Annotated in this window: 5 protein-coding genes and 1 pseudogene; 2 read left to right on the top strand and 4 right to left on the bottom strand. The window is 59.2% G+C overall.

Annotation, left to right across the window (positions count from 1 at the left end; translation table 11 throughout):
- The first annotated feature begins 794 nt into the window (after positions 1-794).
- Entirely contained in the window at positions 795-1,220 is a 426-nt protein-coding gene (locus WNY37_RS14230; protein WP_342974055.1) for a hypothetical protein, read from the top strand.
- Between the two features lie 201 nt (positions 1,221-1,421).
- Here WNY37_RS14230 and WNY37_RS14225 read toward each other — a convergent pair.
- A pseudogene (locus WNY37_RS14225) lies at positions 1,422-1,508 on the bottom strand (IS6 family transposase); the annotation flags it as partial.
- A 214-nt stretch (positions 1,509-1,722) separates the two neighbouring features.
- Between WNY37_RS14225 and WNY37_RS14220 the strand changes: the two are divergent.
- Positions 1,723-7,194, top strand: coding sequence for a hypothetical protein (locus tag WNY37_RS14220; RefSeq protein WP_342974054.1), 5,472 nt, complete (start codon positions 1,723-1,725; stop codon positions 7,192-7,194).
- Positions 7,195-7,499: 305 nt separating this feature from the next.
- Here WNY37_RS14220 and WNY37_RS14215 read toward each other — a convergent pair whose 3' ends face one another.
- The 3 genes from WNY37_RS14215 to WNY37_RS14205 form a co-directional block, all read right to left on the bottom strand.
- On the bottom strand, positions 7,500-8,978 hold the full coding sequence (locus tag WNY37_RS14215) for an amidohydrolase family protein (RefSeq protein WP_342974053.1): 1,479 nt from the start codon (positions 8,976-8,978) through the stop codon (positions 7,500-7,502).
- Between the two features lie 86 nt (positions 8,979-9,064).
- Positions 9,065-10,612 (bottom strand): amidohydrolase family protein, encoded by a 1,548-nt coding sequence (locus tag WNY37_RS14210; protein WP_342974052.1) that lies wholly within the window; start codon positions 10,610-10,612, stop codon positions 9,065-9,067.
- 63 nt (positions 10,613-10,675) lie between these two features.
- The gene (locus tag WNY37_RS14205) at positions 10,676-14,053 is read right to left on the bottom strand and encodes a TonB-dependent receptor (protein WP_342974051.1); all 3,378 of its coding nucleotides are present in this window, start codon (positions 14,051-14,053) and stop codon (positions 10,676-10,678) included.
- Positions 14,054-14,077: the final 24 nt, after the last annotated feature.

Here is a 14,077-nt window from a genome sequence, read left to right as displayed (position 1 = left end):
GAGTAGCCAAATCATTTTCGTGCATTGACAACAAGTGTGAGCCCCAGCGCTCTCACTTTTATAGCATCGGAGCGGCCCTCAAGCTGCCCAAGGGTGACCCTGCATTTATTCATGGTGTGAGAAATGGAAAACTGCCGAAGGCGCCCAGTCCAGCACTAAACCTGTGCTCACCCAAGGAAGCGCCGGTCTGACACGTTTCTGACTTCAACTTCTCGACGTGAGATCGGAAGCCTGTCGTACATCAACATTGCGAGATGGATAACCTCAGGCGACGTCCAGAATTCACGAAGCCGGTGTTGGCCTATCCGCACCGGCTATATCAATTGAAAACAAGTATAAAGGACAGTTTGCGCGACTATTTCCAGATTGGGGTATATTTTTTGTGTTTGGCGTTTAGAGTATACACCGGTCGAGAAGGAGATACTATGTTCGGGGGAATAAAACGACAGTCGGTTTACTCCGGTGCTATCAATGCAGATGGACCTAAACGTGTTGAAGGTGCCTCTTGGTTTGTGAAAGAGATGGAGAAGGCACGCAATACAAGCGAATTAAAAAAGCTATATTCGATGGGTAGCGACTTAATCTACTGTAATCGTCAAAATGTGAGAGATACGGCGTCCAAGCGCGCGCTGAATGATCTAGGAATTCGAATGACTCAGATCTGTGAGCGCAACGGATGGCGTCCTAATGTGTCAAATCCGGCATTTGAGGTTTGATCAATGTCCGTTGCTTAAAGAAGAGAAATTATACGCGCAACGCCTCAGGCGGTATTCAGAGTTATCGAGAATATATTTTTGACGGATACAGTATTTCTCAACTACTATAGTCCTTCAATTGTCGGTGGGGGCTCGTTGCAAGACAAACAAGACAAAGCAGATATCTCAGCCGAGATAGAGATTCCGTTTGCGCCAGATTACCACACGGTCGGCGCAATACACAATTACATACCTAATGAACGAAAAATGGCATTCGGGTTCGCCACACTAGCATTTTATCTTGAAGAAGACTTCATGAAACCAATTGTGGAACGAAAAAGAAATGCTCACTTCGGTTTTTGGTGTGAGGACGCTTATGACGAACACACCCGGTTGCACGCAAAAGTCACACTCGCAACGAAGGTTTTCGGGGGGTGTAAAGCAGAGCCTGTTTTGAATTCAGCGATTAGATACGTGTCTGATCAAGTCAAACTGCTGGACGATGCGAGCATTTCGCAAACGTGATCAGATGCTGAATTAAGCCGAGAACTTAGCTGAATAGATAAGGGCGCCAGGGACGTCACTGAGCGTCCGACAACCCTCCCAACTTAAAACACTGAGTTGATGTCCGCTTATGGCCAATAGCGGACATTGAAGTATCACTTCAGGGCGTCAGTTCCAGAGGCTGTCCAGCATTTGCGCGCAATCAGCGCCGTTGCCCATGGTGCGATGATGCAAAAGGCCGTCAGATTCACTCAATGATCGTGGAAACCTGTCGTACAACATCACTGCAAGCTCAATGATTTCGGGCAATGTCTTGAAATAGCGGCTTGGAAATCATGCCGTGAAGTGATCCTTCCCATTCGCAATCTTCAAAAAATTTAAAATTGTTCTGAACCGGTCGACGGAAGAACTGCGCCTTTGCCTTTGAGCGGCCTCATTCCGAGGCATCGCATTTTTTGGGGGCTGAATAGTGAGCACTGTCGAAAATAACCGTTTGAAGTCGAACCTTATGCAATGTGCTGCCATGACGACCATGTGTGTCGTCCTGGCTTCGGTCGCGCCTGAAGCGACCGCCCAGCAATCGGTGCCGGGCACGACCGCGAACTGTCCTATCACCAATGGAGAGGCAGTTTGCGAGGGTGATCTTGAAGATGGCGTGACGACATCGCCGTCCGACCCGGCTTATGACACGCTCACGATCACGAATCCGACGACCCCCATCGCCCCGCCCGGCTATTTCGGCATTGGCGTGGTGCGAAACACTGACACCACAATCAACATTTCCGATGACGTCGTGGTCAATGTCTATGACGACCCGAACATTAACGGCGTCGCCCAAGGCCTTATCGCCATTATCGACCAGGGCGCTGATCTTGCCGTCGACACCGGTGCGGACATCACGGCAAATGGCAATGGCTCTTTTGCGCTGGGCATCGACACGATTACGCTGAATGGCGACGGCAATCTTTCCATTACCAATCGCGGCGACGTTGAGGCCTCCACCAGCTTTCCGTCCGCGATTGCCATCCAGGCCCGTCAACGCAATTCGACCGGCTCGATCACCGTCGACAATAGCGGCACCCTGACGGCAACATCCGGCGGTGTCGGTGAACGCGATTATGTGACCGCCGGCATCCTCGCGGTGCAAGAAAGTGGCGAGGGCGATATCTCGGTTACCAATACGGGCGCGATCACGGCTTCTGCGACCACAAATGATACGGATTTCAACGGGGTCGCGGGGGGCATCGTCACGAATAGTCTCGGCGGTGCAAACGCCACGACCATCGTCAATTCCGGTGCGATCAGTGCGACCGGTCAGGCGACGCATGGTATTGTCGGTTTCACCTCGAATAACAGCGCAACGGAAACGGCGACGCTGAGTGTCGAGAACCAGGCATCGGGAACGCTCGCAATCGATGGTAGCGTCAATTATGGTATTCTGGTGCAGACGGCCGGAACCAGCGTCGATTCAACGGCACTCAATGCTGCCGACATCACCATGGCAAACGGCGATTCATCGACCGGGATCATGCTGTTGAACAGGGCGCAGACGGCCTCGATGAGTCTGACCAATGAAGGCGACATTTCCGGCGAGGGGTCGTCCCTGCGCGGTCTTGGCATCTTCACCTTCGATGCGCCGGTCGATGGCGTCTATGACATGCTGGTCTCCAATACCGGCGACATCACCCTCGATACACCGCTCGGGCGCGGTATCAGCCTTGCTGCGACCGAGGATGACACGGTGCTCGCGAATGTGACCAATTCTGGCGACATCGCCATGGCGAACACGACCGACGAGAATTCCCACGGCATCGGCCTCGTCCTGGAAATCACCGATCCGAATGCCGCCGGCGCGCAGGCCGACAGTACGATCGACCTGTTCAACTCCGGTGACATCACCATGGGCTCCGGCGCAGGCATCTGGGTCGTCGCAGACTCAGTTGAAGCGGAGAATACGGGCGCAATCAGCATGACGAATGGCACGGGCATTCTCGCCGAGGAATTTGCCAGCCTTGCGCTCACCAATTCCGGTGCGATCACGACGACCGGTGCGAACAGCGACGGCATCGTGGCCGATGCCAGCGCTTCGGATGACTGGCAGGTCACGGTCACGGATTCGGGGTCTGTCACCACCAGCGGAGCCGGCAGTGTCGGCGTTCGCATTGCAGGGACAACGAACACCTATCTGCAGACCCTGATCGACGACCAGACGACGGAGGTCACGGTCAACAAGGCGCAGATTGCAGACCGGGCCATGAACAGGGTCACGCAATACATTTCTTCACAAGCGCCAGATGACGGCGACGGCGGCGTCACCACCGCTGCCACCAATGTGGTCGCGGTGACTGAGCCACCTGCACCCGCTGGTGCATTCGTGAATGAAAGTGTCGTCGTGAATGGCACCGTGCGCTCCGACGGCGGGGCCGGCGCCATTCTCAGCGAAGGCGCGCTGCGTGTCGGCGCCGCGGACCCCGGTGCGGTCATCGCAACAACCGGCGACAATGCGCCTGTCATCTCGGCGCAGGGCGCTCTGTCTCTGCAGACAAGCGACCGTCTCGCGCTGTCGAGTACGGGTGATAACTCCCCGCTCTTCCAGGTGCTCGGCGGCGGCAATAGCGCTGCGGGCGCGGTGCTCACAGACATTGACGCCAGCACGACCGGCGACAATTCCACGGCTTTCCAACTGGACTCTGGCGGCGGCGACAGCGTTGCCAACTTCGAAGTCTATTCCCGCGATGACGCCGCGCCCTCGACCATCTCCACGACCGGGGCGGGTTCGCATGCGGTGCAATTCGATACCACGGCAACACGCAGCTCCACCTTCACCGGCCAAGTCTATGACAGTGAGGTCTCGACGTCCGGTAACGGGTCGATGGCCTTCAATCTTGATCTCGGTGCGAACAGCTCTGCGAGCCTCGTCCTGGCCGACAGCACGGTCACGACCGCTGGCACAGGCAGCGATGCTGTCCATGTCGGCGCTGGCGATGGCAGCGATGTGCTGCTGCTGGTCGAAGGCTCGACGATCTCAACGACGGGCGCTGGCAGCGATGCCATCGACATCCCTCAGCTCTCCGACGGCTCGATCGGGGATGCGATCATCATCGACAGCAGCATTTCCACCACTGGCGATGATGCGCGTGCCTTTGTCTTTGCAGAGCAGGGCGGCGATGCGTCCAGCCGGACGCCCTTCGTCGCTGACAGCGACTTTACGACCGAAGGCGACGGGGCCACGGCCCTTCTGGTCGGTGCGAATGGCAACGCATCCAATACGACGACAACGCTCAACAACGTTACGATCTCGACCGCTGGCAGCGATGCACGTGGTGTCGACCATGCTGTCTTCGGCGATTCCAGCGCCGTTTCCGTTACGATCACGGATACGACTATCGAAACGACGGGGGCGGCGAATTCGGGGGCGCTCTCCCTGGACGGCACTGTCGACAACGGTTCCGCCTATACCATCCAGCTTGTGGAGTTAGACTTTTCCACGCAAGGCAGCGCGTCCGACGCCATTTTTATCGGCGGCGGCAGCTTTGACGGTTCGGCCTTCAATTCAATTGTAGGCGATGCCGTTCTGACCACCGAGGGCGACGATTCCCGCGGGCTCGTGATCGACCAGTTCATCGCAAGCGATAACAGCATCTCCGTCTCCGTGATGGACAATATTACCGTCTCGACGACAGGCGCTCGGGCCAGCGGGATCGTCCTCGGCACCAGCGCCGATCTCGCCATGGTGGACAGTTCGAGCACAATGACCTTCGACAATCTTGACATCACGACCGCGGGCGACAATGCCCTCGGCTTGCAGGTGCAGGGCCTGTCGGCAGCGCTCAACGGCAATATGATCGATTCCGACTGGGCCATGCTGCTGCAGAACAGTGCGATCTCCACGTCAGGCAATAACGCCAACGGGGCAGAGATTTTCGGCCTTGGCGGAACACTGTCCGGTTCTTCGATCGCGCTCGCATCGACCGATGTCGATGTGACCACGACGGGTGACGGCTCCGACGGGTTCGTTGTCGGGTCCATTCCGGAAGTCGGTGCCAACGAGACCACTTTCACCTCCCTCGCCCTGTCCTTCGGCACGATAGCCACAAGCGGCGAGAATGCCGACGCCATTCGCATCGGGTCCGGCTGGGGCAGCCCTGATGCTGAGGCGGTCCGCGATGGCGGCGGCTTCTCGCGCCTCGCCACGCTGGAAATCTCCGAGGATGTTTCCGCCACCGGCACAGGCAGCGATGGTCTCGTCACGGACAGCCTGATCAACTCGCTCACCATCACCGACACCGGCTCGCTGACAGGTGACCGCTTTGCCATCCTGTCGCAAGGGGCTGGCGGCATCGAGACGCTGACCAATGACGGCACCATTACCGGCGACATTCAGCTCGGTGACCAGGACAGCACGATCACTGGCTCCGGTACGTTCACTGGCAATGTCGATTTGGGCGGCGGCGCAAATTCGCTGACCGTAGAGGCCGGCGGCGTGTTCAATACGCGCGACCAGGTCCTGCTCGGCGCAGGCAATGTCCTGACGATCAACGGCGACGTTTCGCCTGGCCAGGGTGGCCCTGTGCAAGTCACCTCTGTTGAAGGCGATGTTGTTTTCGGGTCAGGCTCCCGCTTCCTGGTCGATATCGACGGAAGCGCAGATGACGACGCCCTGGCCGGGATGGGGGCGTCGGACCGGCTTGCGATTGACGGCACGGCAACGCTCAATGGCGGTACAGTCACTGTATCGTCGCTGACACCGCGCACCGGCTTCAGTTCCTACGCTGAGTATCAGATCCTCTCTGCGACGGACGGTGTGACCGGCACATTTGCTGATCTCGACAGCAATCTGCCCTTCCTGATGCTCAGCCTGCAGCACAATGCTGACGACGTCATGTTGATCGCTGAGCGGAGCTTTTTCGCACCAGACTTCGCAACCGCAGCGGTGACACCAAACCAGTTGGCGGTCGCCTCCACCTTTGATGCCATCGAGAATAGTGCGACGGGTGATCTGGCGGCTGTCATCGACCAGCTCATTTTCACCAATCCCGGGCAGGCCCTGGCGGCTTTCGATACGTCATCGGGTGAGGTGTATGCCGCGATGCTCGCCCAGGCCGGTGCAAACGGGGCGGTCCTTTCGCGTCAGTCGCTGGCCCGTAGCCACCGCAAATTCGCGCCAGGCTGGGGTGCCTGGGCGACCGCGACCGGGTCTGACGGCTCGATCGACACGGACGGCAATGGCGCTGCGATAGAGCATGGTAGTTACGGCTTTGATGTCGGCGCTGACTATGGCGCAGCAGACGGTCGCTGGGTTGCGGGTGTCGCTGTCGGATACCGCTCGGGCGATGTTACGCTCGATCCGCGCCTCAGTGATGCGGACTATGAAGACCGGTACATCTCCGCCTATGGACGGTTTGGCACGGCTGGCGTCGGGCTCACGGCGACCGCTTCGGCGACGCTGTCAGAAACCGATGTCGACTTTGCGCGCCGCATCGTCGTTGGCAATTTCAGCCGCCGGGCATTCGCGGACTCCACCATCGACACCCAGAGCGTTGCCGGTGAAGCACGATACGGCTTCGCAGCCGGTGACGGTCTGGCGATCGGGCCGGTGGTATCGGCTTACCACACCAATGCCGATCTTGGCGGCTTCCGCGAACGCGGCGCTGACAGCCTCAACCTCGTCTCAAGCGGATCGTCCGACAAGCAGACATCGTTTGGCGGCGGCCTCTTCGCGAACTGGCAAGCCGATGGCAATCTGCTCGATCTTTCGATCCAGTATGTGGAAAGCGCGTCGAACAGCACATCGACCGTCTTTGCCCTGTCAGGGGCTCCCGATAGCCGCTTCAACATCCGTGCGCCAGAGAATGACGCTGGCGGTGTTCTGGGAAGTGTCACCGGATCGATGGCACTCGGCAATAACTGGACGGTTGGTCTGCAGGTCGATGGCCTGGCGGGCGAGACGGTGTCGAACCTGAGCGGTTCGCTTGTCGTCGGCCGCAAGTTCTGACGGTGACACCAGGCTGGAAGGCTCGTTGACACTGCCGGTAAATTCCGCCGGCACTGTCATCGAGCCGACCGCTTGTTTGGATGGGGTACGCGTACCCGACGCGCCGCAAGCAGGGATCGCAACCATCGGCGCTGAACCGTGTGCGCTCCCATTGCAGACCTTCGGTCGGCTCTGTCCACGGCGAATGAGTTATGTCGAGAAGGGGATCAAACTCTTCCGCATCATCGAGGATGCGCTCAAGGAACTTCCTGGGGCGCAAAATCCTGCGAGCCGGCGCCTGCACGCCCGTGCGCTTTGGGCGTCGCCTATAGAAGGTTTATCTCGGCCGCGCGGCGGATGACATTTCGGCGGGATTGTGAGGCGTCGGCTTCCAGAGACGCCTTGTCGAGGCCAAGAATTCGTCCGTTCCGCTTTTTGACAGCCCCATTAACAAGGACGGTGTCCACATCCGACTGGTTCGCGCTCGTCACGATACGCTCGGCAAGCGAGCCAAGCCTGCTAAACCCGATCCTGTCCGTGCGCAAAAGCACCAGATCGGCCCTTTTGCCCACCTCGATCGTTCCGATCTCATCTTCGAAGCCGATGGCCCGTGCGCCCATCCGGGTCGCGATATCGAGGACATCGAAGGGCTCAATCGTCTTGGACAGCGCCGCACCGCGTTCGGTCCGGAACAGGTTCCAATAGGCAGCTCGAACATGTTCGAAATAGTCGTGCGTCAGAGCGATGGACACGTCGACACCGATCGAGACGTCGAGCCCGACTTCGATCGCCCGTCCGTGCACAGAAGGCTTCTCATACGGAAACTCTCCCATCACGGTCGAGCACAGCCCCGATCCGGCATCACGGAGATAGCCCATCTCCTGGTCTGTCATGTCGACGCCGTGCGAAATCAGATAATCAGGCCCAAGCAGGCCGGCCTCATGCAGGTCAGCAACACCGCGAAGGATCGGCGGCTTTGTGCCGGGGCGCTGGTTCATGTGCTGGGTCAGCATACGAACCTCAAGCGCGCGCGCCCGCCGGAATTCTTCAGCTGCCTGGTCGACGGTCTGTGACCCGACAGAACCGGTCAGCCCGATACCGAAATGGACGAGCCGGTCCTTGCCGCTGAAATACATGTCGCGAATGCGTTCCGCATTGGCCCAGTGGCGCTCATCGGGTGGCTGGTTGCGGTCTGCGAGCGCCTGTTCGCGCGTATAGGTATCGCCGACCGTGTAATAGGGCCCGTTGCGCATCTGGTAGCAGAAGACGCCGGCGACACCTGACTCGACCAGTCCGCGCGCGGCCGCCTGCTCCATCGCGTCGCCATTGGCAGCATGCATCTGGTCAACCACCGAGGTGACGCCTGAATCAATACATGTCATCCCACCAAGCTGCTGGGCGACCAACATGTCTTCAGGCTCATAGGCGAGCGCGTAGACCATGTTCACGCGGCGATCATATTCGGCATATTTCTGCGACATCTTGGGCAGAAGACCGTTCAGCAGGGTCTGCCAGACATGCCGGTGGCCATCGACCATGCCCGGCATCAGGATCATCCCGGACCCATTGATCGTCTGCGCTCCTGACGCGGACAGCCCCTTTCCGATCGAGGCGATACGGCCATTCTCGATCAGGACATCGGTCTTGATGAACTCGTCTTCCGGCGCGGTCATGCTGAGCACGTCAGCGTTCTGAATCAGGATGCGCGACGCCGACGGCGTTCGCGATGTGGCGCACCCGGCAGCCGCCGCGGCGACCGGGAGCGAGGCGGATAAACGCAGGAATTGCTGGCGTGTGAGGCTCATATTCAGGCTCGCGAACAGATAGAAAAGGCGTTCCTCCCGGCCGTCTGCTGCAGGGGGTTCAGCATCGGGCCGAAAGGAACAAGGGCTTAGACGAAGGTGATGCTCTCAGCGAGCGGACCGTACCGGTCCTGCGCCGCATAGACTTTTTGCATCAGGTCCTTGAGATCAACGTCGACCATTTCACCGCCGCGCTTTCGCGCCTGGCCTGCAATCCATACGCTGTCGATGTCTTCGCGTGCGGCGAAGGTCACGACGCGGTCTGCCAGTGTGCCGAGACGCCCAAAGCCTGGCCGGTCCGTCTTGAGCAGGACGAGATCGGCGCGTTTGCCTGTTTCGATGCTGCCCGCAACGTTCTCAAGCCGGACGGCCTTGGCCCCCAAATTGGTCGCGAAATCGAGCGCGTCATGCGCCTTGTAGTCGTTCGCCAAGGCAACGCCCTCGGGTGACAGGTAGAGGTTCCAGAAGCCGGCACGCACATGTTCGAAATAGTCGTGCGTCAGGGCCAGCGACACATCGATGCCGATGCCTGTCGCGACGCCAGCGGCGCGTGCCCGCCCGTGGCAGGAAGGCCCCCGATAGGCCGCCGTCATGTATGGGAATTCACCCATGGCCGTGGCGCACACCATGCCGCCCGATTCACGCAGCACTCTGAACTCATCCTCGGTCAGGCGGTTGGCATGGGAAATGTGGTAGTCCGGGCCGAGCATGCCGGCGTCGGCAAGGTCGAGCATACCGGAGCCCCGATGACCCATATGACCAGGAGGGAAGGGCGTTTCCGGCTTGTGGATATGTGCGCCCAGGATGCCTAGGTCGTAGCTGCGCGCACGAGTCCACTCGTCCTTGATCAGGCTGAGCTCGTCACCCATGCCGGAGGCTGGGCACAAGCCCATCTGAAGCAGTGCATCTGGATCGTTGAACACATCACGCTTGAGCGCGTCCGCCGTGGCCCAGTGAGTTTCAGTCGTTCTCGCAATACGCTCTGAATGCGCGCGTGTCAGATCGACAGTGTCGCCTGGCTTGTAAGAAGAGGAAACGCCCAGCTGGAAACCGAACCAGCCTGCTATTCCGGAGTCCTGCAGGCCTTTGGCTGACGCGATGGCGTTTTCCTGATTGATCTGGCCATGCGCGTAGTCGAGCATGCTGGTCACACCAGAGTCGATCGCCAACAGCCCCCCGACCAGTCCCGACAGGTACATCTCATCGGCGTTCATGCTGACGATCGTGCGCATCTTCCATTGCTGATAGGTGCTGTATTCCGCCGGATGGAACTTCACGAGCCGTCCGGCTTCGATGCACTCCCAGACATGCCGGTGTCCATCGATCATGCCGGGCATCAGGATCATGCCGCTGGCATCGATGATTTCCGCATCCGGTGCCGAAAGCCCTTTGCCGATTGAAACGATCTTGCCGTTTTCAACCAGGACATCGGTGCCTGTCAGCTCATCGCGCGCGGTGTTCATTGTCAGGACATCGGCGTTCTTGATGAGCACCTTTCCTTTGTTCGGCGGAGCCTTCGCTGTCGCCGGAGCCGAGGCGGACGCCGTCGCCTGCGTGCCGACGCAGGCGCTCAGGCCGGCAGAGACAACCATTGCGGAGGAAAGGCCCAGAAAGTCCTTGCGAGTAATCTTGCTCATTGTCTTGATATCCTTTGAGAAAAAGAGGCCAGCCCTCGGAAAAGGGCTGGCCAATGACAGCGATCAGAAAGTCCGGTTGATGCGGGCGTACCAGTACCGACCGTATGGCTGGTACAGATTGCCGAGATAGCCCGTGGACGCGAGTGGGGGCTCTTCATCCGTGACGTTACGCACGCCGAGACGAATTGACGTGTCACCGCCAAACGAATCCTCGAACCCGTATTCGCCCCAAAGTCCGATCTTCAGCTGATCTTCGACTTCCCAAGGCTCATTGTCGGCGTTCACGACCCCGAATTCGTAGACCTCACCGGTATAGTTGCCCGTGACGCCAGCGGAGAGACCGTCCTTGCGCCAGGTCAGGCCAGCGGTCCACTTCATCTCGGGGTTTCCGCTATCCTGAAGCAGGCTGGCTGCACCGGGGATAGCAACACCCTCATTGATAATACCTTCGGCCCGAGCGGCCAGGAGGCGCGCATTCACGTCAGACGGGTTCTGGAAGTAGTCGGTCAGAACACTGACGTTCACGAAAGCGTCGAGGTAGCCAATTCCGGTTTCGGGCGCACTGTATGTGAGACCGACATCGTAACCTTCGATTTCTCGCGAGTCCTGGTTCTCATATCCGGTGGCGACGTAGAGGATCCTGCCGACGGGGGCGAGCCCGGTTCCGGCTGCGGCTGTGATGTCTGCTTGCGTTGGATCCTCGCGAACGACGTTTGGATTGAACGAGCCATTCACCCGCATCAGATAATCCAGCGTCAGCGCGTTCTCGGCGTCGAGGACACCGACCTTGTCGGTCTGCTCAATCTTCCACTTGTCGTAGGTCAGCGTGAACCGGCCATACTTCTCCGGCATGAAGTTGGATTCCAGCACGACGCCATAGGAGAGCGATTCAGACTCTTCAGGCGAGAGGTCCGGATTACCCGATGTCTCGACCTGCACCTGCGGGCGCTGCGAACAAGCGCCCCAGGAGTCGATGCGATCGGCGCGGAGGTCGATCTCACAAAGGACGTCGTCGAGCCGGTTGCGCGACGTGGGTCGCGAGACAGGTGCAAGCTGCTGCAGTGTCGGCGCAACGAAACCTTGCTGCCAGGAAGACCGAAGCCGCAGACCGTCGAAGACGTCCCAGGAGCCGGCGACCTTGGGTTTCGCGACGCTACCGACGTCGCTGTAGTCTTCATACCGGCCAGCCAGCTGGAGATCAGCCGCGTAGACGAGCGGTATATTCATATCTGGCGAAACGATCGGCACGGCGAGTTCTGCATAGGCCGAATAGACCGTCCGGGAACCGCTTACGTCCCAGGCCGCCGAGGCGCCTACCGTATCACCGGGGAAGACTTCACCGGTCACGGCGTCCACGAAGGGTGTGGAAAAATCGCCGGTCTTTTCGCGGTCGTCTTCGGAGGTCTCCCAACGAACTTCGACGCCGGCCGCAACGCCGAGGCCGCCCGCTGGCAGTTCAAACAGATCACCGTTCGATACCTTGAAATCGACAAGGCCGAGCGACGCACGACCGTAGCGCCGGGCATCAATCGCGAACGATGTGACGTCTGAGCTCAGCGTTGTATCTGCGAGGTTCGGATAGGCGACGTTGCCGCCATTGAACGGGTTGTAGGCGTCCGGCGTGGTGCGGTTCAGCGCCTGCTGCCAGAGCGAAGCCTGGACATTGTTGGAGACGTCTTCGGCCGTGGAGTCAGAGTAGAGACCAGCGGTTTCCCAGCTCCAGCCGGCATACTCGCCCTTGAAGCCGAGCAGCAGGCGATGTTGCTTGGCTTCCACTTCAGCAACCCGTCCGCCAGCATCGCCGAGCATATAGTGCTGGATGGTAACCGGAAGCCCTTCGGCCGGGATGTCGAGACCTTCAATGCGGTTCGGTGAGCCGATCGGTCCGAGCGGATTGTAATAGGCGTCTGGCGCAACGGTTACTGGCGTGTGACCGAGCGGGCCGACCGGCAAGGTCATCGACTCGGTTTTGGAATAGTAGATGCCGGCTTCCGCAAACAGCTCGATATTGTCGGTGAGCTCGTAATTCAGGGTATTGAAGATGTTCACGCGATCAATCGAAGGCGTGACCGTCATCCCTGGAACAGCGGCTGGCGCATCAAAACGCAGATTGCGGTCCGCACCGGTCGTGACAACGCCGTCGTCGATACACAGGCCATTGCCGAGGTCATACAGGCAGCCGTCATTGGTCACTGGCTGAATATGAAAACGGCCGGAAGAGTCCGAGATGGGCTGGCCGTTCACCGTGATTGGCGACGTTGCGCCGGGCACATAAAAGCCGCCCCACGGTGACGTCGAACGACGACTGTCAAAGGCGGTGTTGCCGGCATAGCTTGTATTCTCGATCAGCGGGCGAAGGTCATACGATGCCGTGTAGTCCTGATCGGTCGTATAGAGCTTCGTGTCGCCGGAATAATTTGCGTAGGTCGTGAAATTGCCTCGCCCACCTGCGAAGTCCGTGCCCCACAGGAGGTTTGCCTGAAACTGACGCAAATTGGTGCCTTCAGCCGCGCCATATTGCGCTTGCAGTTTCAGACCGGTGAAATCGGATTGCAGAACATTGTTGACCACGCCGGCAACGGCATCCGAACCGTACAGGGCAGCCGCGCCGTCGCGCAGGATTTCCAGCCGTTCAAGACCGAAAATCGGGATGGCGTTGGCATTGTAGCTGGACTCCTGGCGGCCCTGGGTCAGCGCGTATGGAACGGTGCGGCGACCATTCAGAAGCAGGAGCGTGTATCCGGAACCAAGGCCGCGAAGGTTGATCGAGGAAACGTCGCCACGTGCGGCCCCCTGGCTACCGCCGCTGAGGGTCTGGGTATTGAACGTAACGTCGCCCGCAATGGGGAGGGAGCGGAACAGGTCTTCGCCGGATGAAATGCCAAGCGCAGCGATTTGCTCTTCGCCCATGACGGTCACCGGAACGACGCCTGTCGGCTTTGCTCCAGCAATCTGGGAGCCGACGATGACGACCTTGGTCATCATGGCGTCTTCGTCTTCGACCTCTTCCGGCGCTTCGACGACCTCTGGCGGTGGCGGCACAGCAGGCGCTGCGGCGGTGGACTGAGGCGCCAGGCGAGCCCCGTCATAGGCGCTGACGGGGATAGGTTTGAGTTCGGCCCGCTGTGCGGACACATCCTGCTTCAGGCTTATGGTTTTTCCGTCATCGGTGACGACGGCTTTGAGGTTCGTGCCCTCAAGCAGCTTTTTAAGCGCTTCCTCAGTATCGAGCTTGCCTATGACTTCAGGCGTTGTCTTGCCGCGCAACCGGTCGGCGGGGGCCAAAACCTGCATCCCACTCTGGCGGGCGAAGCTCGGTATGGTCTTCACCGCGTCGCCTTCCGGCAGGTTGAATTCCTTGACGTCTGCATGAGCAATCATGAGCGAAGACACGCATGCCCCAACACTCAGAATGGTTGAATAACGCAGGACACTCTTCATCTCGATCTCCGATCCACAGTTCGT

This window comes from Henriciella sp. AS95 (assembly GCF_038900055.1).
Taxonomy (GTDB): Bacteria; Pseudomonadota; Alphaproteobacteria; order Caulobacterales; family Hyphomonadaceae; genus Henriciella.
Note: the sequence above shows the minus strand (reverse complement) of the source record. Positions and strands in the feature narration are given on the sequence as shown.